The organism is Spirosoma flavus (assembly GCF_054778555.1).
The window spans coordinates 797,164-822,425 of sequence record NZ_BAAGZL010000003.1 but is presented as its reverse complement, the minus strand read 5'-3'; the positions used below and the strand labels follow the sequence as shown (position 1 = coordinate 822,425).

22 protein-coding genes are annotated in these 25,262 nt (G+C 48.5%); 9 read left to right on the top strand and 13 right to left on the bottom strand.

Going from position 1 to position 25,262, the window contains the following annotated elements:
• Positions 1-131 precede the first annotated feature (131 nt).
• The 3 genes from ACYVF1_RS19855 (at position 132) to ACYVF1_RS19845 (ending at position 5,383) form a co-directional block, all read left to right on the top strand.
• The gene (locus tag ACYVF1_RS19855) at positions 132-1,319 is read left to right on the top strand and encodes an HlyD family secretion protein (RefSeq protein ID WP_461082043.1); all 1,188 of its coding nucleotides are present in this window, start codon (positions 132-134) and stop codon (positions 1,317-1,319) included.
• The gene (locus ACYVF1_RS19850) at positions 1,316-3,556 is read left to right on the top strand and encodes a peptidase domain-containing ABC transporter (RefSeq protein ID WP_461082041.1); all 2,241 of its coding nucleotides are present in this window, start codon (positions 1,316-1,318) and stop codon (positions 3,554-3,556) included. Before ACYVF1_RS19855 ends, ACYVF1_RS19850 begins: the two co-directional genes overlap by 4 nt.
• A gap of 99 nt (positions 3,557-3,655) precedes the next feature.
• Positions 3,656-5,383 carry a S41 family peptidase gene (locus tag ACYVF1_RS19845; protein ID WP_461082039.1) on the top strand — a complete coding sequence of 576 codons (1,728 nt, stop codon included), beginning with the start codon at positions 3,656-3,658 and terminating at the stop codon, positions 5,381-5,383.
• Between the two features lie 163 nt (positions 5,384-5,546).
• Here the strand turns inward: ACYVF1_RS19845 and ACYVF1_RS19840 are convergent, their stop codons facing one another.
• The gene (locus tag ACYVF1_RS19840; RefSeq protein WP_461082037.1) at positions 5,547-5,990 is read right to left on the bottom strand and encodes a hypothetical protein; all 444 of its coding nucleotides are present in this window, start codon (positions 5,988-5,990) and stop codon (positions 5,547-5,549) included.
• Positions 5,991-6,065: 75 nt separating this feature from the next.
• On the opposite strand from ACYVF1_RS19840, the gene accD reads away from it, so the two are divergent.
• Together accD and ACYVF1_RS19830 are read left to right on the top strand one after the other, a co-directional pair.
• Entirely contained in the window at positions 6,066-6,908 is an 843-nt protein-coding gene (gene accD, locus ACYVF1_RS19835) for an acetyl-CoA carboxylase, carboxyltransferase subunit beta (RefSeq protein WP_461082035.1), read from the top strand.
• A 75-nt stretch (positions 6,909-6,983) separates the two neighbouring features.
• Entirely contained in the window at positions 6,984-7,961 is a 978-nt protein-coding gene (locus tag ACYVF1_RS19830; RefSeq protein WP_461082033.1) for a radical SAM protein, read from the top strand.
• 24 nt (positions 7,962-7,985) lie between these two features.
• Here the strand turns inward: ACYVF1_RS19830 and ACYVF1_RS19825 are convergent, their stop codons facing one another.
• Positions 7,986-9,098, bottom strand: a complete 1,113-nt coding sequence (locus tag ACYVF1_RS19825; protein ID WP_461082031.1) for a T9SS type A sorting domain-containing protein — start codon at positions 9,096-9,098, stop codon at positions 7,986-7,988.
• Between the two features lie 108 nt (positions 9,099-9,206).
• Between ACYVF1_RS19825 and ACYVF1_RS19820 the strand changes: the two genes are divergently transcribed.
• Positions 9,207-10,025 (top strand): enoyl-CoA hydratase-related protein, encoded by an 819-nt coding sequence (locus ACYVF1_RS19820; RefSeq protein ID WP_461082029.1) that lies wholly within the window; start codon positions 9,207-9,209, stop codon positions 10,023-10,025.
• Here ACYVF1_RS19820 and ACYVF1_RS19815 read toward each other — a convergent pair whose 3' ends face one another.
• From ACYVF1_RS19815 to moeB, 5 genes are all read right to left on the bottom strand, one after another.
• A complete protein-coding gene (locus tag ACYVF1_RS19815; protein ID WP_461082027.1) occupies positions 10,026-10,490 on the bottom strand; it encodes a nuclear transport factor 2 family protein in 465 nt (154 codons plus the stop codon).
• Positions 10,491-10,553: 63 nt separating this feature from the next.
• The gene (xylA, locus tag ACYVF1_RS19810) at positions 10,554-11,894 is read right to left on the bottom strand and encodes a xylose isomerase (protein ID WP_461082025.1); all 1,341 of its coding nucleotides are present in this window, start codon (positions 11,892-11,894) and stop codon (positions 10,554-10,556) included.
• 87 nt (positions 11,895-11,981) lie between these two features.
• Positions 11,982-12,461, bottom strand: coding sequence for a D-glycero-beta-D-manno-heptose 1-phosphate adenylyltransferase (gene rfaE2 / locus ACYVF1_RS19805; RefSeq protein WP_461082023.1), 480 nt, complete (start codon positions 12,459-12,461; stop codon positions 11,982-11,984).
• 5 nt (positions 12,462-12,466) lie between these two features.
• Positions 12,467-13,519: a lysylphosphatidylglycerol synthase transmembrane domain-containing protein gene (locus ACYVF1_RS19800; RefSeq protein ID WP_461082021.1), complete on the bottom strand. Its 1,053-nt coding sequence runs from the start codon at positions 13,517-13,519 to the stop codon at positions 12,467-12,469.
• Positions 13,520-13,688: 169 nt separating this feature from the next.
• Positions 13,689-14,828, bottom strand: a complete 1,140-nt coding sequence (gene moeB / locus ACYVF1_RS19795) for a molybdopterin-synthase adenylyltransferase MoeB (protein ID WP_461082019.1) — start codon at positions 14,826-14,828, stop codon at positions 13,689-13,691.
• A gap of 250 nt (positions 14,829-15,078) precedes the next feature.
• Between moeB and ACYVF1_RS19790 the strand changes: the two genes are divergently transcribed.
• Entirely contained in the window at positions 15,079-15,810 is a 732-nt protein-coding gene (locus tag ACYVF1_RS19790; protein ID WP_461082017.1) for a 3-keto-disaccharide hydrolase, read from the top strand.
• Positions 15,811-15,903: 93 nt separating this feature from the next.
• Positions 15,904-16,776, top strand: a complete 873-nt coding sequence (locus ACYVF1_RS19785) for a hydroxypyruvate isomerase family protein (protein WP_461082015.1) — start codon at positions 15,904-15,906, stop codon at positions 16,774-16,776.
• 30 nt (positions 16,777-16,806) lie between these two features.
• Here the strand turns inward: ACYVF1_RS19785 and ACYVF1_RS19780 are convergent, their stop codons facing one another.
• The 6 genes from ACYVF1_RS19780 to ACYVF1_RS19755 form a co-directional block, all read right to left on the bottom strand.
• Complete coding sequence (locus tag ACYVF1_RS19780; protein ID WP_461082013.1) at positions 16,807-17,685, bottom strand: glycosyltransferase family protein; 879 nt, start codon at positions 17,683-17,685, stop codon at positions 16,807-16,809.
• Between the two features lie 94 nt (positions 17,686-17,779).
• A complete protein-coding gene (locus ACYVF1_RS19775) occupies positions 17,780-18,907 on the bottom strand; it encodes an endonuclease/exonuclease/phosphatase family protein (RefSeq protein WP_461082011.1) in 1,128 nt (375 codons plus the stop codon).
• A gap of 39 nt (positions 18,908-18,946) precedes the next feature.
• Entirely contained in the window at positions 18,947-19,897 is a 951-nt protein-coding gene (locus ACYVF1_RS19770) for a hypothetical protein (RefSeq protein WP_461082009.1), read from the bottom strand.
• A gap of 76 nt (positions 19,898-19,973) precedes the next feature.
• Positions 19,974-21,356: a sensor histidine kinase gene (locus ACYVF1_RS19765; RefSeq protein WP_461082007.1), complete on the bottom strand. Its 1,383-nt coding sequence runs from the start codon at positions 21,354-21,356 to the stop codon at positions 19,974-19,976.
• Positions 21,356-22,036 (bottom strand): response regulator, encoded by a 681-nt coding sequence (locus tag ACYVF1_RS19760; protein WP_461082004.1) that lies wholly within the window; start codon positions 22,034-22,036, stop codon positions 21,356-21,358. The genes ACYVF1_RS19765 and ACYVF1_RS19760 overlap by 1 nt, the downstream gene beginning before the upstream one ends.
• Before the next feature lie 121 nt (positions 22,037-22,157).
• Positions 22,158-23,795 (bottom strand): CotH kinase family protein, encoded by a 1,638-nt coding sequence (locus ACYVF1_RS19755; RefSeq protein WP_461082002.1) that lies wholly within the window; start codon positions 23,793-23,795, stop codon positions 22,158-22,160.
• A gap of 234 nt (positions 23,796-24,029) precedes the next feature.
• Between ACYVF1_RS19755 and ACYVF1_RS19750 the strand changes: the two genes are divergently transcribed.
• On the top strand, positions 24,030-25,262 hold the full coding sequence (locus ACYVF1_RS19750; protein ID WP_461082000.1) for a hypothetical protein: 1,233 nt from the start codon (positions 24,030-24,032) through the stop codon (positions 25,260-25,262).

Genomic DNA, 25,262 nt, shown 5'->3' with positions numbered 1-25,262 from the left:
GTTGCTAATTCGCGATAAGTAAGCAGGAATTTTGTCCAGATGATAGGAAAACAATCTAATGTTTCTATCGGATGGGCAAAATCCCTGCTTTTTAGTTATGCGTATATAGACCCAACTTACTCAACGAAACCATGAACGAAAAAGACTTCTCTTATGGGCTGGTTACGTACCTGCCCCGCGTCAGCGTCAGAAGCCAGCTCATTTATTCAACAGTGCTGATCGTGGTATTCCTGACATTGCTGGCGTTACCCTTCATTTACGTCGACATATCAGTTCAGGCCAACGGACTGGTTCGGCCGATTTCAGAACGTAGTGAAATTAAAGCGACCGCTGGGGCTGTCATCCAGAAAGTGATGGTACGTGAATGGGAGCCGGTCAAACAGGGTCAGCCCTTATTCCAGCTCCGATCTGAATCGTTGGAAACCCGCAAGCAACTGATTGATAAGCAAATAAAAGAAAAGCAAGCCTTTGCTCGCGATTTAGACCAGCTCACTCGCAAGTCCTGGAAACTAGTCAACGGACTATCCGCGCCACTTTATCGGCAGGAATACAGTCAGTTTCGGGCGGTGGTGGAAGAAAGCTGGAATCTGCAGGAAAAGCGCAAACGAGAGCTTCAGACGGCTGAACTTCTTTATTCACAGAAAGTAATTGCCCGACTCGAATACGAAGATGCGCTCTACGCCCACAAAGCAGCAATGGCTCGCTATAATACGTTGGTTGAACAGCAACGTAGCGGCTGGCAAACCGACCTGACTCAAACCCGGCGCGACCTGGCTAATCTGGAAACCGACGCCAAGCAACTCCGTGAAGAACAGGAACTTTACGTACTAAAAGCGCCCGTTGGCGGCACCGCTACGCAATTGGCGGGTCGTTACGCAGGTAGCTACGTACAACCCGGCGACGTATTGGCGGTCGTTTCCCCCGACTCTACGCTAATTGCCGAAGCCTACGTACCATCCAAAGATATTGGCCTTCTGAAACCGGGACAGCCGGTACGTTTGCAGGTCGATGCGTTTAATTACAATCAATGGGGGCTGCTAACGGGCCGCGTAATCGACATTGCCAATGATTTTACGACAGCCAACGGCGAACCGGTTTTCAAAGTACGCTGTCAATTAGACCGGCCGTATTTGACTTTACAGAATGGGTATCAGGGCCGTTTGAAAAAAGGAATGACAGTGCAGACGAGGTTCCAGGTAGCGCGTCGCTCGTTGTTTCAACTACTATACGACAAGGCTGATGATTGGCTAAATCCCGCCATAAATACCCAAAAATCGGCTACGGCTAATGCGCAGAAGGAGGGCGGCCGGGCAATATGAACGAGACTCAGCAAAGCAAAAGTCATAAAGCATTCGAACAATTAGAGCGTGTTCGCGAGTGGTTTGCGGAAAAAAGTATCAGTAGCCGGGTTCGTATCAAACAGCGGGATATAACTGACTGTGGAGCCGCTTGTCTGGTATCGGTGGCCGCGTATTACAGGTTGCTGCTGCCCGTGGCCCGAATCCGGCAGATGGCCGCTACTGACCAGAAAGGTACTACGGTACTTGGCATGGTCGAAGCTGCGCAAAAACTTGGTTTTCAGGCGAAAGGAGTAAAAGCACCGTTTGAAAGCCTGTCGAAAATTCCACAACCGACTATTGCGCACGTCAATATCCCCAACAGTCAGCTCCAGCATTACGTTGTTGTTTACCGCGTAACGCCCCAGCAGATTACGGTCATGGACCCGTCGGATGGGCAGATGCACAAGCTCACTCCCGAAGCTTTTCAGGCCGTCTGGACGGGCTTACTGGTGCTTTTGATTCCCGACGAAACTTTTGAAGTTGGCAACAAGACCGTACCAGTGCTGCAACGTTTCTGGCAGTTGCTACAGCCGCACCGCGCCGTTATGTTTCAGGCGCTTTTTGGTGCACTGATTTATACAATCCTTGGCTTATCGTCGGCCATTTACATTCAGAAAATCGTTGATAACGTACTGGTCAACGGCAACCGAAATCTGCTCAATCTGCTTAGCGTAGTGATGATTGGGCTGCTGATTTTGCAGATTTTTATTGGGGCCACCAAAAGCTTTTTTAACCTGAAAACCGGCCAACGAATTGATGCCGCGCTGATTCTGGGGTACTACAAACACCTGATGACCCTGCCGCAGTCGTTTTTCGATACCATGCGGGTAGGAGAGGTGATTTCGCGCGTGAACGACGCCGTTAAAATCAGAACGTTTGTCAACGACGTAGCACTTGGCCTGCTCGTCAACGTATTGATTGTCATTTTCTCGTTCGGGTTAATGTTTTCCTATTACTGGAAACTTGCCGTTATTCTGGTACTCATCGTTCCTTTTTACGCGGGTATTTATTGGGTAATGAACCGATTCAATCAGCGCTATCAACGAAAATTGATGGAAAATTCCGCCGATCTGGAAGCGCAACTCGTTGAATCGCTCAACGCCATGCCCACCATCAAACGGTTTGGACTAGAGCAGTTTGCCAGTCAGAAAACCGAAAACCGGTTCGTAGCGCTTCTGCAAACGATTTTCCAGACAGGTAGCGCGGGTATTTACGCGGGTAACGCGTCGGAATTTATTACTCGATTGTTCACGATAATTTTACTCTGGGTTGGCGCTGGCTACGTACTGCAAAACGATCTGACGCCCGGTGAGCTGCTGTCGTTTTACGCACTTATCGGCTACTTTACGGGTCCAGCCGCTGGCCTGATTGGCTCTAACCGGAGCATTCAGGAGGCTTTGATTGCTGCAGACCGCCTGTTCGAAATTATGGACCTTGACCGCGAATCGAACGAAAACAAGGTTCAGCTGAAGCCTGACATGGTTGGCCCGATACGTTTCCAGCACGTTACGTTCCGCTACGGCACCCGCGCTACGGTTTTCGACGATCTGGTGCTGACCATGCCCAAGGGGAAAATTACGGCGGTGGTTGGCGAAAGCGGTTCCGGTAAATCAACGCTGATGTCGTTGGTGCAGGGGCTGTATCCGTTGCAGAGTGGGAACATCTTCATCGGCGATTACGACATCAAACACCTTCACGCCGATAGTCTGCGTCGGGTGGTTAGCGTAGTGCCGCAAAAGACGGATTTGTTCGCAGGAAACGTCATCGAAAACATTGCCATCGGCGAAGAAGAACCGGATATGCAGCGGCTACTGGCCATTTGCGAACAATTGGGTATTACCGACTTCATTGAGCGAATGCCAAATGGCTTCAAGACGTATCTGGGCGAAAACGGCGCAACGCTTTCCGGCGGTCAACGACAACGGCTGGCGATTGCCCGTGCGCTCTATCGCCAACCCGAAATTCTGATTCTGGACGAAGCTACGTCAGCGCTGGATTCAGTGTCGGAGCAGTTTGTGCAACGTACTGTGCAACAGCTACGTAAGGAAGGAAAAACCATCATCATTATTGCGCACCGGCTCAGTACGGTACGTAAGGCCGACAAAATTGTGGTGCTGGAACAGGGACGTATCATTGAGGAAGGAAAACATGTGGATTTGCTCAAAAACGGGAAAGCATATTCGCAGTTCTGGCAGCAGCAAACTGAAGTGGTGTAGCCAATTAGGAAATTTTAACAATATGTTAAGTTTCTGGCAAACATTTCGCTATCTTCCAAACGTTAAAGGCATAGAGATTACTCAGCTCATTACGTCCAGATGGATACAGAAAATAAATTTGAAAACGAACCCGCACATGAGGATGCAGGCGGCCCCGCGAAGCGTATTCAAAACGACAAGGCGACCGTTCGGCTTCCGATGCTTGTGGGAATTACGCTGGCCGGTGGCATGCTCATTGGCGCTACGTTTTTCGGCGGTACCAAGAGCTTGAACAGCATTGGGAAGGGTTATACTAAGTACCGGGAAATTCTTCAATTGATTGAAAATAACTACGTTGATTCGGTCAATACGGACGATCTGGTTGATTTCTCGATTGAGAAAATGCTCGAAAAACTCGATCCGCATACGGCTTACATGAATCCGCAGGATGCCGTTGCGGCCCGTTCGCAGCTGGAAGGTGGATTTGATGGCATTGGCGTCGAATTCAATATCTACAAAGATACCGTCTACGTAGTGACTCCGCTGGCGGGCGGTCCGTCGGAAACAGCTGGTATTATCAGCGGAGATAAAATCATCAAGGTTGACGATAAGCCGCTGGCCGGTGCTAAAATCGAAAATAGTGCTGTTTTTAAGGCGCTACGTGGCAAACGGGGATCGGAAGTTAAACTGACCATTTTGCGAAAAGGGGATAAGGAACCTAAAGTATTCGCCATTACCCGCGACCGGATTCCAACGTATTCTGTCGATGCAGCTTATATGATCGACGCCAAAACCGGCTATTTGAAAATCAACCGGTTCTCCGAAACCACGTACGACGAGTTTAAAACGGCGCTGACTTCATTGAAATCGCAGGGAATGACGCAACTCATGCTCGACTTACGTAACAACCCCGGCGGCTACATGGACCGGGCCACCAGCATCGCTGACGAATTTATTTCGGGTAATAAACTGCTGGTTTACACCGACGGAAAAGACAATCGCTACGATCGCAAAACATATGCCCGCATGCAGGGTCAGTTTGAGGAAGGGGCGTTGGTCGTGCTGGTTGATGAAGGTAGTGCGTCTGCCTCTGAAATTGTGGCCGGTGCTTTGCAGGACCACGACCGGGCTTTGATCGCAGGTCGGCGTTCGTTTGGTAAAGGACTGGTACAGATGCCCGTTACGTTGTCGGACGGTTCTGAACTTCGTTTGACGATTTCTCGCTATTATACGCCCAGCGGACGTAGCATTCAAAAACCTTATGTGCCGGGCCACGAAGGTGATTACGAAAAAGACCTCGAACTACGTTCGAAACGGGGTGAGTATTATATCGCTGATTCCATTAAAAATGACCCCAAATTGAAGTTCAAAACAGATGGCGGTCGAGTGGTTTACGGCGGTGGCGGTATTACGCCCGACTACTTCATTCCACGGGATTCGAGCTGGCAAACGCCTTATTTGATTCAATTGTACAGCAAGAACATTATCCGCGAGTTTGCGATGGAATACACGAACGACAATCGGAAAAAACTCGAAAAGTTGCCTTTCGCTGAGTTCGACAAAGCCGTCACAATCAATGATGAGCAAATGAATCGACTGGTGAAAGATGCTACAGCTGAGGGTATTAAGTTTAACGAGAAAGAGTTTAATCGCTCGAAAAACTACATCCGCAATCAGATTAAAGCGCTGGTTGCCCGGACGGTGTTCCAGAAAAATAATAAAGGCGGCCAGAACAACGAGTTCTTCAAAGTGATCGCCCAGACCGACGATACGTATCAGAAAGCCCTCAAGCTTTTCGATCGAGCCGATAAATTAGAACACGGCATGTTTACGTATAATCAGAAGTAGGACGTAGTACGTAACAAATAAAAACGCCGAAGGGAGCTGGTAACCAGTTCCCTTCGGCGTTTTTATTATGTAGGCCCCGACAGGCTCTGGCTGTCGAAGTCGCCGGATGGTATATAGTTAGTCGCTAGCGCGACTCCGACAGCCAGATCCTGTCAGGGCCGTTTTACTGCCGTTTCTTAAACTGGTACGCAAATCCCAGAAATGACTGCAGATTACCAGTTTTAAAATCTTTGCGGGAATAAGGAGCGATTTCGAAAGCGATACGTAGGTTGGGCATAAAGGTGAGTGGCTTTATGCGAACACCAATATGCAGCGAGTAGCCCTCCAGAATATCGCGGTTATCGATGCCATTCAGCGCGTTAAACCGAATGCCCAGGCCGGTATAATAATTCACCTGCGTCTGGCGCGATACGTTAATCAACGGGCAAATAGTCGTACTGAGCGACCCAAATAACGTATTGGTTTGCATCCGGGCGTCGAGCCAGAAGGCCCGGTCGGAATTGGTACTGACCGACACTACGTTATTAAATGGGTAGTAGGCAACCGATGCCTGTCCGAAGGCCGACACGGCGCTCCCGAGCAGTAAAACGATGAGTAAGTGTTTCATAGCCGCAAAACAACAACTTTCTACCTGTTTTCTTCTTACCTTTACGGCTCTTTTTTCGATAATCACCTACTGGAAATGTCTTGGTTCGTCCGAAAAGATAAAGGGATTCAGACCCCAACCGAAATGAAGCGGGAAGCCCCCGACGGATTGTGGTATCAGTGTCCCAACTGTAAAAAAGCCATGCAGACACGGGAGCATAAGCTCAACGCCTATACCTGTGTTCACTGCAATTACCACGAAAAAATAGGCTCAGAAGCTTATTTTTCGATACTGTTCGATGAGAACGAGTTCACGGAGATGGACGCCGATATGCAGTCGGCCGACCCGCTCCAATTTGTGGACACTAAGCCTTATCCATCGCGGATCAAGTCGACTATTGAAAAAACCGGCCTGAAAGATGCCGTTCGGACAGCGCATGGCCCTGTGCATGGCCTGGACGTAACGATTGCGGTTATGGACTTTAATTTCATCGGTGGATCGATGGGTTCGGTGGTAGGAGAGAAGATTGCCCGCGCTATCGATCACGCTATCCAACACAAAACGCCATTCCTGATGATTTCGCGATCGGGAGGTGCCCGGATGATGGAGGCTGGTTTCTCGCTGATGCAGATGGCCAAAACGTCTGCCAAACTCGCCCTGCTCGACAAAGCCAAGCTGCCTTACATTTCGCTGCTGACCGATCCGACTACGGGGGGCGTAACAGCTTCCTACGCCATGCTTGGTGATTTTAACATCGCCGAACCCGAAGCGCTGATTGGTTTTGCCGGCCCGCGCGTCATCCGCGAAACGATTGGTAAAGACCTGCCCAAAGGCTTTCAAAGCGCCGAATTCGTTCTCGAACACGGTTTCCTCGACTTCATCGTCGACCGGAAAGATTTGAAAGACAGAGTGGTGAATTTGTTTAAAATGCTTCTGTAGCAGAGGGTATAGGGGTAAGGGGATGGAGTATTGACTCTGCACGCTTTACCCCATGCCCTACGCTTTTGCCCGCCTATGCGTCTCGTATCCCATCCGGTGCTCTGCAATTACTACGTGACGTATCGCTGCAATGCGAGCTGTAGTTTTTGCGACATCTGGGAGAGGCCTTCGCCTTATGTTACGTTAGAAAATGCTCGCCAGAATCTGCGTGACCTCAAGAAACTGGGCGTTCGGGTCATCGATTTTACGGGTGGCGAACCGCTACTGCATCGCCAACTGCCCGAATTGCTTCAGGAAGCCAAGCAACTTGGTTTCATCACCACTGTTACAACCAACGCCCTGCTCTATCCGAAACAAGCTGAACGTCTCCGGGGATTGGTCGATATGCTTCATTTTTCGCTCGATTCGCCTGTAGCTGAGGAACACGACCGTTCACGGGGTGTTACGTGTTTCGATAAAGTAATGGAGTCGATTACGATTGCCCGGCAATTGGGCGAGCGCCCTGATATTCTTTTTACGGTTTTTGAACGTAACGCGCACCAAATTCGGCAGATGCACGAAGAAATCTGTCTCCCCAATGATTTGGTGCTGATTCTCAACCCTGTTTTCGAGTACAATTCGGTCGAAACCGGCGAACGCTTTTCCGATGCTACGTTACACCAATTGTCGAGGTGGGGGAAGCAGAAAAATGTCTATCTGAACGAAGGATTCATTCAGCTACGTAGGGATGGTGGTAATAAGGTCGCTGACCCCATTTGCCGGGCGGCCAGTACGACCATCGTTATCTCGCCCGAAAATAAAATCGTACTTCCCTGCTACCATCTGGGACTTAAAGATTTTTCTATCGATAATAATCTGTTTGAACTATACCGCTCGCAGGAAGTGCAGAAATTAGTTGCCCTGGAAGGCCGATTGCCTGGCTGCGAAGGCTGTGCAATTAATTGTTACATGCAACCGTCTTTTGCCGTTGAAATAAATAAATATTTCTGGCAGGCGCTACCCAGTACGCTCAAATACAATTGGGTGAAAGGGACCTGGAAACAGCTGTTTTAGGGCTTGAAGAGGCATATCTCGTCCCTACTTTTTTACGATCTTCCGCACAATTGATCGGCCATCGACATCAGCCCGTAATATGTACTGTCCGGGCGATAGGCTATCCATACTAATGACCTGTTCGTGCTGTCGGGATGCCTTTCTGAAATTTAATTCATGAAGATTCCGGCCATTGTTATCAAGCAATTGGATGCTGGCGATACCCGGCCGGATGGTTTGAATAACAACCTGTAATCGATCATCCACTGGATTGGGGAACACAGTTAACGCTACGTCGGTGTCGGAGAACTCAGAAATAGCGGTAATGATGGTTCCTTCCAGAGCTGGCTCATACGCCGGAATGGTGCTGGGCGTACCGGCTTTGTCTTCCACGATTAGTGAGATTTCTTCCGTTGTCTGACTGATGAGAATGCCGTTTCGGTATTCGAAAATGATAATGGCAGCACTGTAATTTCCTTGCTGTGTCGGCGCGTCCCAGGTCAATTCGCCGGAACGGTTGTTGAGCTTGAACGTTCCTCTTCGTGCTACGTCGTTGGGGAACTTAAAGGAAGATGCCATCTGATAAGAACAAGCATCTTTTAACGTACTGGTCAGTACTTTAGTTAATCCATAAGCCAGGCTATCGCCTTCTGGATCGGTCGCTTTCAACGAAAGAATTGCTCGCTGATTGATACCGATTCGAAATACGCCGGGTAATACCGATGATGGCGTTTGGTTTTGACCGGCTACGTTAGCCGAAAATATTGTGCTAAGTGTAAAGGGTTGATTATTGCCGTCCGGTACATTGGCGTTTGGCGATCTATTCGGGATAGAAACGCTTAAATTATACGTATTTGGACCAGAATAGGTATGCGTAATGCGGTATATATTCTGGCTGGATAGTTTATCTGAGCTAATAGTTTGTGAAGTGCGCACAATAGTGCCTGTGGTTCCGTCGCCAAAGCAGATCGTTAGCGAATTAGTCGCGTCGGCCGCTTGAGCACCGCTAATTCGATCCATGTTGAGTAGTACCGTAATTTCGTAGGTGAGCGCCGTAGTAGAAACAGATTTCACCTGTATATAGCCACCTTGTAAGTGAGTAGCCCGAGTAGTCTGTAAACCCAGTAAAGCGACGAGAAGTACTAGAATGGTTTTCATGATGAAGATAAGGGCGACGTTGATTTATCCAGATAACTCAAAATGGGTACATAGCCATATAAAAGTTTCCAACTATTTTGTAAATGGTATTTATGTACCTTTCTGCTCATGTTATATACTGCTGATCAAGTTGTTGAACTGCCCTCCGAAGGGTTTCGCTACGTACTTACATCACTCGATGCCCACGTATTAACTGTTACGTTGAATCGACCCGAAAAAAAGAATGCGCTTCATCCGCCGATGCTGGCCGAACTGGCATTTGCGTTGGCTTACGCTCACTACGTTCCCGATATTTGGGTAGTCGTTTTGGCCGCTGCGGGTGATACGTTCTGCGCGGGAATGGACCTGAAAAGCTTATCGGGAGGTGACTCGGAGATGGCGACAGTACCTGAACCTGCTGGCCCTGTGCGGCTTGGCGAGTTAATGGCTGGCCTGCACAAGCCGTGCATCGCACGCGTGCAGGGCCCGGTATACGCGGGTGGGTTTTTGCTGGTGGGCGGCAGTACCTACGTAGTAGCTGCCGATTCTGCTACGTTCAGTTTGCCCGAAGTAAAGCGTGGATTGTTTCCATTTCAGGTGCTGGCTGTCCTACTCGATCTTATGCCAGCACGAACTGCTCTTGACTTGTGTCTGCGGGCTAAAACACTTACGGCGGAAGCGGCTCATGAGCTTGGCCTGGTAAGCAACGTAGCAAGCAAAGATGAACTGGATGAAGTTGTTACGTTGTTGACAAACGATTTAAAACAGTTTTCGCCGACGGCTATGCAGTTTGGTTTGCGGGCTTATCAGCAATTAAAAAGCCTGCCATCCGACGAACAGCAGGCTTTTTTATATGAACAATTTCAACAACTTCAGCAGACACCCGATGCCCAAGAAGGCATGGCTGCCTTTTTGGAAAAACGCCCGCCAAAGTGGCTGGGAAACTGATTACTGCTTTGGTAAATCCGGGCAGTTCTCAGTCCGGCGGGTGTCGATAATCGTCTGGATTTTCCAGTTACCACCCATCTTCACTAATGTAAAGGCGTTGACACCGCAGTGGTGTTTAGCACCCTGATAATAAAATACATACGGCGTCCAGGCTGTAGCTAGATCAGCGTCGATTTTAATTTCCATTCCCGAAAGACGCTCATCCAACGCGCCAGCTTTTGCCTTACCAATCGAGTTGATAAAACCGGCAATTGCTTCGTCACGTACCGATACGTCTCCTTGCTTGTTAATTACAGTTTGCAGTCGGGCACTCGTCGTAAACAACGGCTTTAACATCGTTGAATCAGCTTTTTGCATCGCCTGAAACATGGTGCTGATGGTTGTTTTAACCCCGGCTTCGTCGGCAGACTGGGCGAAAACTGACGTACTGAATAGCAGGCTGATGAAGAGTAACGAAGTTTTCAAGGCAGTAACGGGTTTTAGGAAAAGCCCGAAACGATTCTCAAACCGTTTCGGGCTGAATGTTGACTAAATATATTGATTTACAATCATTTCGTACAATTCCTGTTTGCCGCTGATCTGTTTGGGTTCGCCGTTGTTCAGGGCATACTCGCGCAAATCTTCAAGCGTAAGTTCGCCTTTTTCGAAACGAGCACCTTCACCTGAGTCGTAGCTGGCGTAGCGTTCCGAACGTAGCGATTTATACTTCGATTTTCCCAGAATAGCTTCGGCAGCGATAGCAGCACGGGCAAACGTATCCATACCACCGATGTGCGCGATGAAAATATCTTCGAGGTCCGTAGAATTCCGGCGGGTTTTAGCGTCGAAGTTGACACCCCCCGATTTCAAACCGCCCGCTTCCAGAATAACCAGCATGGCTTCGGTCAGTTCATAAACATCAACCGGAAACTGGTCAGTATCCCAACCGTTCTGATAATCACCCCGGTTAGCGTCGATGCTGCCCAGCATGTTATTATCGGCGGCAACCTGTAACTCATGAGCAAACGTGTGGCTGGCTAACGTAGCGTGGTTCGTTTCGATGTTCAATTCAAAATCATCCTGCAAACCGAAGCGGTTCAGGAAACCAACTACTGTAGCCGCGTCGAAATCATATTGGTGCTTGGTCGGCTCCATCGGTTTCGGCTCAATGTAGAACGCGCCTTTAAAGCCCTGCTTGCGAGCATAATCGCGGCTGATTTGCAGGAACTTACCTAAGTGTTCCTGTTCGCGTTTCATGTTCGTGTTCAGCAGCGACATGTAGCCTTCGCGGCCGCCCCAGAAAGTGTAACCACGACCGCCCAGCTCAATAGTCGCGTCGATAGCATTTTTAACCTGCCATCCGCCATGGGCCAGTACGTGAAAATCAGGATTGGTAGACGCCCCGTTCATGTAACGCTCGTGCGAGAATAGATTGGCCGTTCCCCAAAGCAGTTTAACACCACTGGCAGCCTGTTTCTGCTTCGCGTAATCGACAATTTTGCGGAAATTATTTTCAAAATCAGCATTTGAATTGCCCTCGGGCGCTACGTCGACATCGTGGAAACAATAATATTCCATGCCGATTTTGGTAATGAATTCAAAGGCAGCATCCATTTTGTCGTGTGCTGCGGCCAGTGAATCTTTATTCGCATCCCAAGGGAAATGCTTCACGCCCGGACCAAATGGGTCGGCGCCGGTGCCGCAGAAGGTGTGCCAGTAAGCCGTAGCAAACCGGAACAAATCTTTCATGGGGGTGCCCAGAATCGGACGATTCGCATCATAAAACTTGAACGCCAGCGGATTATCAGACTCGCGACCTTCGTATTGAACGGGTTTATCCAGAAAAGGGAAATACGTTTTTTCGCCTAGGGTTAACGTAGTACCAGACATATGAAAAAAGTTGAGGTAGTAATTGCTTGAGAAAAGTCAAAGGTAAGTAGTCCTGCTGTCCTGACAAAGTTACTGACTCTCCTGCTGTTAGTAACTTTGCTTGATCCGTTCGATAAGGCTGGACGTAGAATAGCCTGGCACCAGCGCCACCGTTTCAACGCGTCCACCGCGGCCCAGCACAAAATCGGCCCCCACAATGGTGGCTACTGAATAATCATTTCCTTTCACCAGTACGTCGGGCTGCACATCCTGAATAAGTTCGAGCGGGGTAGGTTCACCGAACAGCGTAACGGCATCTACAAATTCCAGCGCAGCCATAAGCCGGGCGCGGGCATACTCGTTGACCACCGGACGTAACGGCCCTTTAATACAGCTGACCGACGTATCGGTATTTAGTCCAAGAATGAGCTTATCGCCCAGGTTTCGGGCTTTTTCGAGGTAGTCGATATGGCCGAGGTGAACAATGTCGAAACAGCCGTTGGTAAACACAATCTGCTGCCCTTCAGCGCGCCATTGGTTGGCCTGCTCAATGGCTTGTTCGCGCGTAAGAATTTTGGATTCGGTCATAACGTTTACTGTTCCAGCTTGATAGCTTTAGGATCGTCCAGTACGTCTGGTAACGTAGTGGTCTTGTTACGTCGGAGGAGCACGACGAGCAGCGCCAGAATGCCCAAAATGATAATCATGATACTTGAAACGCCATGAATGAACGTAGCAAGAATCTGCCCATCCTGAGCCGTAAGGCTATATAATAAGGCAACCTGCCCCACCAGCAAGTGAAAAGAACCAATGCCACCCGGTGTAGGAGCAGCCATGCCCAACGTACCAACGACAAGAATGGTCAGGCCAGCCAGCGCCCCCAGATTCGACGTTGCAGGTAAGGCGAAGAACAGCGTGTAGGACATGAAGTAGTACATCGTCCAGATAAGCAGCGTGTGGAGGATAAACGTACCGGGCCGACGTAGTTTCCGAACACTCAACAGCCCATCAAGCAAACCCTTTAGAAAACCACTCACTTTCTGATACAATGGATGTTTACCAAGTGCTTCACGATATCGATTGAACAAAAACCAGCTTAATAGCGCAATGCCTAGTACAACAACGACAGCGAATATTAACAGACTTGATCCGCTGGAACCTTTGGGGAGTTTACCGCCCAGAAACTCCATGAAAAACTGACTCAATCGGTCAAATTCCAGCACGAACGTAGCGCCTAGCAGCAAGATCAGCATTAGTAGATCGAACAGGCGCTCGGCTACGACCGTACCAAAACTAACATTGACCGGTACACCCGATAAGCGATACAACGTACCGCAACGAGCTACTTCTCCAGCGCGAGGCAGGGCCATATTCGCGAGATAACCTGTTAATACGCTAACCGTTGCTTCCAGCGAAGTAGGTCGTTGGGGTACCACAGGTTCCAGCAAAGTACGCCAGCGTTCGGCGCGGCTCCAGTGGGCTACAATGGTTAGCACCGCCGACAGCAGTACCCAACGATAGTCGGCCGCTTTGATTTTCTGCCATAGATCGCCAGCATCGAGATGGCTTTGTTGAAAAGTAAACCAGAGCAATCCCCCGGCAATGGCCAGCGAGATGATGTATTTTAGGATATTTTTGAGATTCATATCGGATGTAACGCGCATTAAAAGCAACGCGTATAAAAAAACTCCGATACAAAGTAACGGAGTTTAATTGGAAAAGAGTGAAAGAATGAACGAGCGAAGGGGTGAAGATTATCAGGCGGTAAAACCTGCCGGAGGGTTTCATTCCTTCGCTCGTTCATTCTTTCGCTCCTTAATAAACAGCCATTTCGGGTTCAATATCACGCGCCCAGGCATTAATTCCACCTTCCAAGTTATACAGATTCGTGAAGCCGTCCTGCGCGTATAGGTACTGTGCTACGTTGGCCGAGCGAATGCCATGGTGACAATACACGACAACGGGTCGATCTGTAGGAATGCGTTTACGATTATTCGGAATCATACTCACTGGAATCAGTACGGCCCCTTCGAGATGACACATATCATACTCAGGTCGATCGCGGACGTCCAGCAGGAAAATATCTTCGTTCAGTGCCAACCGACCGGCCAGTTCCTGCACCGACATTACCTGCGGCCCCAGGGCAACGGGATTCGCCTGCGAACTGGTCGAAACTAATCCCTGTCGGGCCATTTCGGCAGCGTCACTACGTCGTTTGGTTTTGATTTTTTGCTGATTCATCGTCAGCAAATCAACCATAAGCAAGTGTTCGCTCAACGGCTGACCAATACCGGTAATAAGCTTGATGGCTTCGCTGGCCTGATACGTACCAATCACACCCGGCAAAACGCCCAGCACGCCCGTTACGTTGCAGTTCGGTATTTCGATATCGTTTGGATATTCTGGAAACAGGCACCGATACGTTGGCCCGAAGCGTCCGTCGCCAAGATCGGCGTTTAAGACGGCAACCTGCCCCTCAAAGCGGTGAATGGCGCCATACACAAACGGTTTTCCGAACGCAACGCAGACGTCGTTGACCAGGTAACGTACCTTAAAATTATCGGTGCAGTCGATCACTACGTCGTACCCTTCAATGATAGCGCGGGCGTTGCTGATGTCCAGCGCCATCGTATACGTATCAAAGTGGAGCGTAGGATTCAGCCGTTTGAGGTGGCTTACGGCTACTTTGGCTTTAGGTTTGCCAACTTCGTCGGTTGTATAAAGCACCTGCCGCTGCAAATTGCTCAGGTCTACTACGTCAGGGTCGATAACGCCAATGGTGCCAACTCCGGCCGCTGTCAGATAGAGCAGAACCGGACAGCCCAATCCCCCGGCACCAACCACCAGCACACGAGCATTTTTAAGCTTTAGCTGACCAGCAGGACCAATTTCGGGGAGATTTAGGTGTTTCTGATAGCGTTGCTTCTCAGCAGGTACTAACGACGTCGCTTCCATGGGAGTAGAAAAAAGAGTCAATGCACGGAAATGGTGCAATAAACAAACAGTTTTAAGGGAGCAAAAATTGCATGCGGGAAGGCGTAAACGCAAATATTTGTGGGGCAACAGTATGCTAATTTTAGTATGTGGTCGTATTTACTTGCGCGAAAAATACTTGCTATAAAGTCGATTCGTTAAGGTAACGTAGTATTGATGTGTCCTATTTTTTAGTACTATTGTCCCGACAAAATCCAAACGATTCTTAACTATGAACCATGTGCGTTTTTCGGCGGCAGGAAGTGTAGCAACTGCCCTGCTGGCCCTTACGTTAACACTCAACGCAAATCCAACTCCCAAGCCACAAAAAGTAGCCAAAGATGGTCCCTGGGAAAACATTTTCGACGGAAAAACCCTCAAAGGATGGCATACTTACCTAAAAGCCGGTGAGCCTATATCAGAAAAATGGACGGTCGATAACGGTGCGATTCACCTGACAGCCGGTAGAGCCGGCGATCTGGTTACTGATAAGGAATACGGTGATTTTGAGTTGGAACTGGAATGGAAAATTGCCGAAGGTGGTAACAGCGGAGTTATCTATCACGTTCACGAAGATCCAAAATTCAAAGCAACGTACCAGACCGGCCCCGAAATGCAGGTGCTTGATAATGAACGCCATCCGGATGCCAAACAAGGCCGCGACGGAAACCGCACGGCTGGTGCATTATATGATTTGCAGAAGCCAATTACGCTAAATACAGCTAAACCAGCTGGCGAGTGGAACAAGGCGCGTTTGGTCGTCAAAAAAGGCCACGCTGAGCAATACCTGAACGGCAAAAAAACGGCCGATTACCCACTCAGCGGACCCGAATGGGACAAGATGGTGGAGGAGAGTAAATTTAAGGGTTGGGAAGGCTTTGGGAAGTATTCGACCGGTCATATTGCCCTCCAGGACCACGGTAACTTAGTCTGGTTCCGCAACATCCGGGTTCGTGAACTTTAATTAAAGAGTGAAAGAGCGAATGAGCGAAAAAGCGAAAAGCTGACGCGAAATTCTTCGCTCTTTCGCTCTTTCACTCTTTCACTTTTTAAAACTATGCAACGCCGAACGGCCCTGAAAACCTTAACTGGTACGGCGCTTACGCTACCCGCCCTGACCAATTCGTTTGCAAGTTCCATGACATCTTCTGAATCAACTGCTCCGCTGCTGAAAGGACGTATCAACCACGCGGTTTGTCGCTGGTGTTACAGCAAAATTTCCCTCGACGACCTTTGCAAAGCCGCAAAGGATATGGGCATTGTCGGTATCGACCTGGCTGGTCCTAAAGAGTGGCCTACGCTGAAAAAATACGGATTGACATGTTCGATGCCACAAGGAGCCGGAAAAGGCATTCTGGAAGGATTTAATGATCCAAAACTTCACGACGAGCTGGTTGCCAGTTACGAAGCCATTTTCCCGCAACTGAAAGAGGCTGGTTTAAAATCGGTGATCTGTTTTTCGGGTAACCGCCGGGGTATGAGCGATGAGCAGGGCATGGAAAACTGCGCCATTGGTCTGAAACGACTGATGCCCAGCGCCGAAAAACACGGTGTTACCATGATCATGGAGTTGCTCAACAGTAAAGTAGACCACAAAGACTACATGTGCGATCATAGCGCCTGGGGTGTTGAGCTTTGCAAAAAGGTCGGTTCGGAAAACTTCAAACTGTTGTACGATATCTACCACATGCAGATTATGGAAGGCGATATCATACGTACGATCCGTAACAATCACCAGTATTTTGGTCATTACCATACCGGCGGCAATCCCGGACGAAACGAAATCGATGAAACGCAGGAACTCTACTATCCAGCGATCATGAAAGCGATTGTTGATACGGGCTACAAAGGCTTCGTGGCGCAGGAGTTCATCCCTAAACGCGACCCGCTCACTAGCCTCAAAGAAGCCGTTATGCTTTGTGATGTGTAGAACGCTGTAGAGACAAGGCATTCCTTGTCTCTACAGTAATTTATAATTCTTGTATTCGCCTATTCGCCAGCCGGTTAGTTTCTCGATGAAGGTTAGGAAACGGACACGGGGCGAATATTTTTTTTGGCGAGTATCAAACGAAAATTTCCAGTTCTGACGGTCTACGCGGGGCTGCATCACGGCCGGATGCTTGCCCGTAAAGGGAGCTAGTGAATCGATACCGCTGTAATCGAACGTTTCGAGCGATTGGTGAGCTTGCTCCAGGGTATCGGCCTTGTGCCAGAATCGGTTGGCGTAGCGAAGTCGCTTTTTCTGCGTTTCAGGTGGTTTCACCCAGCCGTAGTGGTAAATGTACGCATCAATTAATTTGACCTTGAGTTTCTGATTGTCGCGCGTGCGAAAACCCTGCGCATCTTTATACGATACTACGTTCCCCGTATTCCGAATCACTCTTATTTCGCGCCGGTACCACCGTCTGGAATCACCAACGTAGCTAAACGAACCATAGAAATGAACGTAGTTGAAGAGTAACCCATCTACGTTCTTGTCGTTCTGATACGTCTGCATCGCTTCCCGAACAACCGGTATCGAATCTTCATGCAGCACCTCGTCGCCCTGAATATAAAAAGCCCAGTCAGCGTCGGACGAAACGGCTGCGAGCGCTTTGTCTGTTTCCTGCGCCAGAACCCGCCCGCCCGCGTGAGCCTGCGCACTTTGGTCCCAAACGGTGTGAATGATACGTATTTTGTTGGACGGGATGGATTGAATCAGTTGCAACGTATCGTCATCGGATTCGCCAACGGCAACAATAAATTCATCGCAGAGGGGCAAAACCGACGTAATGGCTTCTACAATCGGGTAATCGAATAAAACGGCATTACGGATAAAACTAAATCCGGCTACTTTCATAAAACGAGCGAGTTGACTTCGACCCGGTAAAGATACGTTCGTTTTCTGTTCGCGATGAGCCTGCTACGTAGCGATATGAACGTAATGAGTGGATTTATTGAGCTTTCAATACGTACTGCGCCAGCACGGGAAAGTGGTCGGAAAAGGAAATGTCCGATAAGGTCTGGCAGGTTTTAATCTGCCAGTGGCGGCTAACAAATTGCTGGTCGATGCGGGCGCAGTAAGGGTGCCGATTTAGCGTAAAACCCAGTCCGTGACCCGCTTCCTCGAAGGCATTCTGGAAATTCTGACTTAGTTTTCCGTACGAATAACCGATGGGCAACTCGTTGAAATCCCCACAAATCAGAACTGGGTAACGGCTGCCCACTACGTACGATTCGACTTCCTGAAGCTGTTCGTTCCGGTTTTCAAAGCCTTCTTTCAGGCGGCTGAAAATGTCGACAAAGGCCGTAAAAGACTGACTAATACGTCCTGCTTTCAACGCCTTCGTGAGCTGATCTGTTCGCACGCCCATCGACCATAAATGCACGTTTACAACCCGAATCGTATCAGAATTGTAAGCAATGTCGGCGCAGAGAAATCCATTAATTTCCGGGCCATTATTTCGATCCCATATACGGCTATACTCTCTGACAATTGGATAATTTGAGAATAGAGCCAGCCCAACCTGACGGTCTTTATCGAAGCAGGTCAGTTTTTTAAGTTTATTAACGTACTGACGCTCAACCAGCACATTCGGCGAATATTCCTGAAAACAAGCAATATCGGCCTTCAGCGCTGTTGGGTCGAAGCCACGGCCGTGTGGATTGAGCAAGAACGTTTCGCTGTTGAAACTCAGTACGTTCAGTGGCTGACTATTGTCTGCATTCAATTTGCCGGGACTGTTTCCAACCAGACGTTTGGCCACGAGAATTGAAAAGAGAATCCAAATTAAACCTGCCGTAGCAACCAGCGATTGTTTTTTATAGAACAGATACAGGCAAGCCCCAAATCCGCCCATTGCAGCCAGGGGTAAACTCATCATAATAAACCCTGTCATCCAATGATCTATCATCGGATAATAGCAAAAAGCCATCGTAAAAAATAGATAACTAAGTAGGGTATAGGCAATCGGGAATTGCCGGTATTTGCTGACAACGTAGCGGACCAGATCACGTAACGTAATGACCGAACGTAGTATGGCCGGACGTAGTAAATCCGTAAATTCATTAGCAGCAGTCATGGTGGTAGTTGTTGGGAGGAATAAGATAGAACACCGTTCCTATTTGACCTCGAAGTGAGCGTCGCCTATTTTGTATCCTTCCGCATATAGTTCTACTGCGTAAAGTCCTGACTTATAAGGAGCTTCGCGCCGAAAAAAAATGTCAACCTGCTGGTCATTATTTTCGAAGGGGACCGACTGGCGAATGCTGTAGCCAAGTTCGTGGCCGTCGTACGTAATGATGCCCCCAAAACCACTTTCGCTCACCACGGCTCCATTAGCATCGGTCAGGCGTACGTAGATGTCTTTGTTCGTTTTCGACGCAACCGGATTCGAGGGCATGATAAACGAAAATTTCAACCGGTCAATACGCGATGATTTGTAGGAGCCACCCCGGCGCTCTTTCCCATTGGCCGCCACCGCCAACACTTCCAGATTGACCGCTTTCATAGCCCCTGCCAGCGTTATTTTATTCTGTAAATCAGCGTTTTCCAGCGAGTAATCGACCAGCGTTTTGGAGAGGGCGGCTTTTTCCTGCTTTAAACCTTCGTTCTCGCTGAGAATCGTTTCTTTTTCCTGTTCAAGCGCTTTGGTCCGGCTGAGTAACGTACCATTTTGGGCTTTTAACTCACGCATACTGACCTCGTTGTGAGCCAGAAAATTCCTGTAATCTCTAATTTTGAAGTTGTACTGCTGAACCGAAAAACTTAAATCGTACTTGAGCTTTTTTTTGTCGGCCTCTAACTGACGCTTGATACGTTCCAGCTCAACAACGCTACCACCCAACTGCCTGACTTCGATGATTTTCTTGTCCAATACATTCGAAATGGAGTCAAGGCGGGCTTGCGTAACGGCAAACTGCTCAACTTTGGTAGTCAGAAGCTTCTGAATTTCAAGCGTTTCGTTACGAGAGCCGATAAACAGATAAGCCAGCAGGGCCAGTATGCCCAGCAAAGCGCCAAGGATCATGTTTAGCGCGCCCGAACGGGTAGTTGTTGCCTGGATTTCCATAAATTACCTTGAGGAAGTAGTCCACAAAACAACAACACCGAACTTAAGGAGAGCTTAAGCCTACTTTAAAATCACCTTAAAATGATTCCGAACACGGGAGAATTAACGTGAACGTAGTGCCTTTCGAACTGGAATGCACTTGAATAGACCCTTTGTGGATTTGAGTAACCTGCCAGACAACGGCTAGTCCTACACCATGCCCTTTACTCGACTGAGCCGTTGCATTGCTTCGGAAGAAAGGCTGAAAAATATGCGGCAAATCGGCGTCCGGTATCTGCTGTCCTTCGTTGAAAACCGAAATCGTTATCTTGCTTTGCTTAGAGCGGAACTCTACGTTGGCCGTGTTGATTGGCGAAAATTTGCAGGCGTTGTCAATCAGATTCATGAGCAATACTTTCAGCGACGCGCGGTTCCCTGAAACAATCAGGGCTTCTTCCTCTTCCGGAAAATCGGGAAAAGTAAGCTGAACCCGATACGTTTCGTGCCACGCCTGCACCTGCGTTTTGGCTTCCCAAAGCAGCTCGTCCATCCGAACCGGCTCAAACGGCAACGTGTCAACCCGGATTGACGTATTGGCCAGCTCCAGCAACGTATTGGTTAGTTGCGTCAGCGTGCGCGCATCCTCCTGTAGCGAACGTAACGTTCGTTCGTAAACGTCAGAATCTCGTTTCTGAATCAGCGCTACGTCGATTTGCGAGTTGATTTTCGTGAGGGGGTTTTTCAACTCATGCGATACGTTGGCAATGAACATTTTCTGGGTGGTCAGCGCCTGATCGATGCGGTCGAGCAGTTGGTTGAACGTAGCGACCAGCAATCCGATTTCGTCGGAACGGTTTGGGTGCTCAACGCGTTTTTCGAGGTTAGCCGGAAAAATAGTGTTGACCTGCTGAATAATGCCTGACATCGGCGCCAGGGCGCGGTCGGCAAACACCCATCCCGACACACCAAGCAGCAGAATAGCAACCAGAATCATAACGGTCAGAATCTTCTTCAGGTCATCAAGTGCTTCTCTGCCGGCCTGATCAATACCGCTGACAATCACCCAATTACTAGCCTTGTTTGATATCAGATGAATAGCTACGATCTGATATTCATTTTTGCGCAGATACAGCGTTTGTTGGGCCGAGTCGAGTTGCGGAATAAACTGTTCATGGAACTGCGCATTGGCCGGATTGCTGCTAAACAGTACCTGCTTGGTTTTCTGATTATAAACCGAAATACTCTCCGATAACAACGGCTCTTTGTCCGACGCATCGATGACACGCAGCACCGTGCTGTCGGTTTGTTGCAAGTCAAAAAGTAGCGTTGTGGTCGTAACGGCGCGGTCCTGAAGGCGCTTGTAGAATCGTTTTTCGAGGTAAAGTTTGCTGAAAAAATAAACCCCAAGCGAGAAAAACAGCAACACCAGCGTTACCAGAGCGATGAATTGGTACGTAAGTCGGGTCCGAATATTTACCATTACGACGCTACCTTTACTACATAGCCCATGCCAATCTGCGTATGGAGCAGTTTTGGCTCAAAATCCTTATCAATCTTTTTACGCAGGAAATTGATGTACACTTCAATGATGTTCGTGCCCGTATCGAACGTCAGATCCCATAACCGTTCGGCCAGTTCCACCTTAGAAATAACCCGTCCCTGATGGCGTAGAAAGTATTCGAGTAGCTGGAACTCCTTGGCTGTCAGGGTGATTTCTTTGCCGGCACGTATCACCTGTTTGGTATCAGGATTTAATTCCAGATCGGCAATTTTCAGCAGATTGGTAGTTTGTACCATCCCGTTGCTCCGGCGCGTGAGTGCTCTGACGCGGGCCATCAACTCGCCAAATTCGAACGGTTTCACCAGATAATCGTCGGCACCGGCATCTAGCCCCACGATTTTGTCGTCGGTAGTACCCAGCGCCGTCAATAGCAAAATAGGAGTCGCTACGTTGGCTTCGCGCAGCTTTCGGCAAAGCTCCAGACCATTGATGCCGGGCAGAATAATATCGGAAATGATAAGGGCGTAATTCGAACGGGTCGCTAACTGAAAACCCATATTCCCGTCATACGCTACGTCGACCTCCCATTGGTGTTCTTCCAGCCCCTGTCTAATACTTTGAAGCGTTTTTACTTCATCTTCGATCAGCAGAATTTTCATAATACCGCTATTTCCCTGCCCGAATGTATGGAAATAACGTAATAAACGGCTGTTTTAGGATGGTTATCGATGGATCGGCGTAAAACCGATACGTAGCAAAACGCTTGATTTTAATAATGTCTTAGAAACGTACCATTTTTCGGCTAATGGGTTTGCCGTCGGCGTTGAGTTGTAGAATGTACGTACCGGGAGCGGTGGGCAGCGCATGTGCCGGTAAGATTGCTTCATGACCGCCCGATGATTGGTTGGGCCAGGTTAAGCGTTGCACGCTACGTCCGGCCGGGTCAATAATCAGCAGCTGAACCGTCGCCCGTTGAGCTAGTTCGTAACGTAGTGTTACGTTGTCTGTGGATGGGTTGGGGCTAACGGTTACGTCAAACGTAGCCGTCGGTTCTGCCGCCAGCGCTAGTGCGCCAACACCCAAAATAGCGTTATCCATCCATTCAAGGCGGTTTTTGACCCAGGTTTTCAGATAATAGATTTCTTCCTGATACGTTTTACCGACGAATCCATTCGGCCAGACGTAGACACCAATGACCGGCCACCGCTCAAAATTGCGCGTGCGTGATTCAGTCAATACGTTGGCTGTTGAGTCAATATAAGTGTGAATCCGGTCGGTTCGGAGTATATTTTTACGTAGCGTCTGGTATTTGGTCCGAACTTTCGTGGCGAAGGCCTTGTCGCTCAGTAGCTTGTCCCACCAGGTAGGGGGCTGGTAACCATCTTGCGGACAAATACGCGTAAAATCGAAAACCCAGTCTTTGTAGTCGCCCCCCGGGCAGTAGTTGATGTTTCCGTAAGTCAGATTATAGTCCCAGATTGGCCCCATAATCAACTTGCCGCCTTTGCTGTTTTTGTCCTTATAAAAAAACGTGCTGATGCGATACCCGTCAACGTTTTTGCACAATTCGGTAAGCAGCAAATAATCGACAAACGAGTCGTCGTTAATGTATTTTCGATACTCCGCCAGCGAGTCCTGATACTGCGACCCATTAAGTGCATTCTCAAAATCAGTGATAAACTGCTTGGCATACTGGAATTGTTCTTCCGCCAGATCTTCCGGCTTCGGACGGTCGATCAGAATAGGAACTGGTTTTCCACTCCCACTAACGTAAGGCGACGTCCAGGAGCGCGATGCCGAACCTTCTGTTTTGTCGATCTTGAAAATATACCCGCCCGTCAGCGCATCGCCCGAAATGTCAGTCTTTTTGATGTTGGAGATGTCAACGCGGTTTTTGTCACGCTTGATTTTCTCGAACAGGATGTAGATGCCGTTGTAACTCCCGTTCAAAATCACTTCACAATAGCGATAACGGGGCGTATAAAATTTGCTCAGTTGCCGATTCAGGTCGTAAGTAAGCGTCTCGCGGATGAGGGTTTTGTCATTATACGTAGCGTTGAGCACCCAATCGGACTCAGCGGGCATGCCCAGTACAGAGGCATTCACCGAGTTCAGGCCGGTTGAATCGCGTAATTCAATTCCGTACGGCTTTTTCGGAAACAACGTTTGCGACGTAGAGCCGCGCAGTTCGATACCAATTTTACTGGTGAAGGACGGTTTGTCCGTTACGTTGTTCCGTTTGCCCGCGCCATTGTCGATGATACGTAGTTCAGCCACAATTTTTGGTTCGTTATAAATCGTCTGACCGTTCGTGTTAATGATCAGAATGGGAAGGTTTGACGACGTAAACGATTGAGCAACAATTGTGAAGCTAATTAGTGAGAAGCCAATAAATAAGAGCAGTAGACCAAGCCGCATAACATCGGTGCAGATTTTGATCTATAAATATACGGTTATTTTTTTGGATGAAAGTATTTTGACGCTTAAGTGAAACGAGCTTCGAGGTGGTAAATTTTTGGGTTTATAGGCTACATAATAACGCTATTCTACCGCTTAGTAAAGTCACTGAAATTCTGTTACAGGAATGAAGAAATGTGATTGTAAATGCTTCATATTGTGGATTGTAACCGTAAAATCATACTTGTACAAACCATGAAAAATTTAACCCAGTTAATTGCTCTGCTATTCATTACGTTAACTGCCTCCGCTCAGGATAATATTATAATTACCAGCCCAGTTAGCGGAACCCCAGGCTTTCAAAATGTTATGATTGGCGTTAATATTCCACGACCCAGTTCATCTATTAACAGTAATGTGATTCTTGGGTATAGGGCAGCTGCTTTCACAAATTCAGTTGAAAGCAGTGTCATTATAGGTCCATCTGCCGGTCATACAATGGGCCCGGTAAGTAGTAATGTCATTATTGGAAATGGTGCGGGGTTTAATAACCGAGCATCAAACGTAGTAACGATTGGTCAAAATGCAGGAAAGGTCAACACAGGTCCTGGCAATATTTTTATTGGAAGCGAAGCTGGCCAGAACTATCAGGGTGAGAGCAGCGTAATTATTGGTTCAAGCGCTACCAGAAGCAGTACTACGGCACTTACTAAAGGACGAGGAGCCACATATATCGGTCATGAAGTAGCTCAGGAAGATAGCGCCAGTACAACGGGAACTTATATAGGCTTCAGAACGGGTTCTAATTTTCGGACGGGTGCGTCCAATACGTTTATAGGATCGGCTGCTGGTACGGGTGGCCTTGCCCCTGCTTTTGGACGTGGCAGCTTTAATACATTTATAGGCGATAATGCCGGTGGACTGATATTTCGTACCAATGAAAACGTATTTGTAGGTTACCGGGCCGGCTTTCTTATGTCCGAGGGCAAAGGTAATGTGGTTGTGGGAACAAATGCAGCCAGCGATCCTTCAGGTATTACGCCGAGTAGATTCAACGACATAGTATTGATTGGGAATAAAGTTCAGGCTAAAAATGGTATCCGCAATGCTGGGGCTATTGGGGCGGGCGCTCGGGTAGATACCAGTGACGCTTTGGTTTTAGGGAATTCGACAATGAGGGTCGGTATTGGCACTACCAAGCCCCAGAATCGCTTAGAAATTGTTGCAGAATCGGCGAACACCAGCGGCCTTCGCCTATCGAAGCTGACCTCCCAATCGCCCGCCGATGTTACCAGCGCAAAATACCTGTCGGTTAATGACCAGGGCGATGTTATACTGGTGAATAACCCCTCAACTGACGTTACGGCTATTTTAAATCGTCTGACGGCTCTTGAGTCGGCCAATGCCGATCTTACCGCACGTGTACAATTCCTTGAATCAAGGCGCTGTTTTATTTGCTTTCCCTGTAAACCAAAAACGGTCAGATAG

Coding starts and splice junctions, on each gene's coding strand:
- ACYVF1_RS19855 (WP_461082043.1), top strand. CDS start 132: ATGAACGAAAAAGACTTCTCTTATGGGCTGGTTACGTACCTGCCCCGC.
- ACYVF1_RS19850 (WP_461082041.1), top strand. CDS start 1,316: ATGAACGAGACTCAGCAAAGCAAAAGTCATAAAGCATTCGAACAATTA.
- ACYVF1_RS19845 (WP_461082039.1), top strand. CDS start 3,656: ATGGATACAGAAAATAAATTTGAAAACGAACCCGCACATGAGGATGCA.
- ACYVF1_RS19840 (WP_461082037.1), bottom strand. CDS start 5,990: ATGAAACACTTACTCATCGTTTTACTGCTCGGGAGCGCCGTGTCGGCC.
- accD (WP_461082035.1), top strand. CDS start 6,066: ATGTCTTGGTTCGTCCGAAAAGATAAAGGGATTCAGACCCCAACCGAA.
- ACYVF1_RS19830 (WP_461082033.1), top strand. CDS start 6,984: ATGCGTCTCGTATCCCATCCGGTGCTCTGCAATTACTACGTGACGTAT.
- ACYVF1_RS19825 (WP_461082031.1), bottom strand. CDS start 9,098: ATGAAAACCATTCTAGTACTTCTCGTCGCTTTACTGGGTTTACAGACT.
- ACYVF1_RS19820 (WP_461082029.1), top strand. CDS start 9,207: ATGTTATATACTGCTGATCAAGTTGTTGAACTGCCCTCCGAAGGGTTT.
- xylA (WP_461082025.1), bottom strand. CDS start 11,894: ATGTCTGGTACTACGTTAACCCTAGGCGAAAAAACGTATTTCCCTTTT.
- rfaE2 (WP_461082023.1), bottom strand. CDS start 12,461: ATGACCGAATCCAAAATTCTTACGCGCGAACAAGCCATTGAGCAGGCC.
- ACYVF1_RS19800 (WP_461082021.1), bottom strand. CDS start 13,519: ATGAATCTCAAAAATATCCTAAAATACATCATCTCGCTGGCCATTGCC.
- moeB (WP_461082019.1), bottom strand. CDS start 14,828: ATGGAAGCGACGTCGTTAGTACCTGCTGAGAAGCAACGCTATCAGAAA.
- ACYVF1_RS19790 (WP_461082017.1), top strand. CDS start 15,079: ATGAACCATGTGCGTTTTTCGGCGGCAGGAAGTGTAGCAACTGCCCTG.
- ACYVF1_RS19785 (WP_461082015.1), top strand. CDS start 15,904: ATGCAACGCCGAACGGCCCTGAAAACCTTAACTGGTACGGCGCTTACG.
- ACYVF1_RS19780 (WP_461082013.1), bottom strand. CDS start 17,685: ATGAAAGTAGCCGGATTTAGTTTTATCCGTAATGCCGTTTTATTCGAT.
- ACYVF1_RS19775 (WP_461082011.1), bottom strand. CDS start 18,907: ATGACTGCTGCTAATGAATTTACGGATTTACTACGTCCGGCCATACTA.
- ACYVF1_RS19770 (WP_461082009.1), bottom strand. CDS start 19,897: ATGGAAATCCAGGCAACAACTACCCGTTCGGGCGCGCTAAACATGATC.
- ACYVF1_RS19765 (WP_461082007.1), bottom strand. CDS start 21,356: ATGGTAAATATTCGGACCCGACTTACGTACCAATTCATCGCTCTGGTA.
- ACYVF1_RS19760 (WP_461082004.1), bottom strand. CDS start 22,036: ATGAAAATTCTGCTGATCGAAGATGAAGTAAAAACGCTTCAAAGTATT.
- ACYVF1_RS19755 (WP_461082002.1), bottom strand. CDS start 23,795: ATGCGGCTTGGTCTACTGCTCTTATTTATTGGCTTCTCACTAATTAGC.
- ACYVF1_RS19750 (WP_461082000.1), top strand. CDS start 24,030: ATGAAAAATTTAACCCAGTTAATTGCTCTGCTATTCATTACGTTAACT.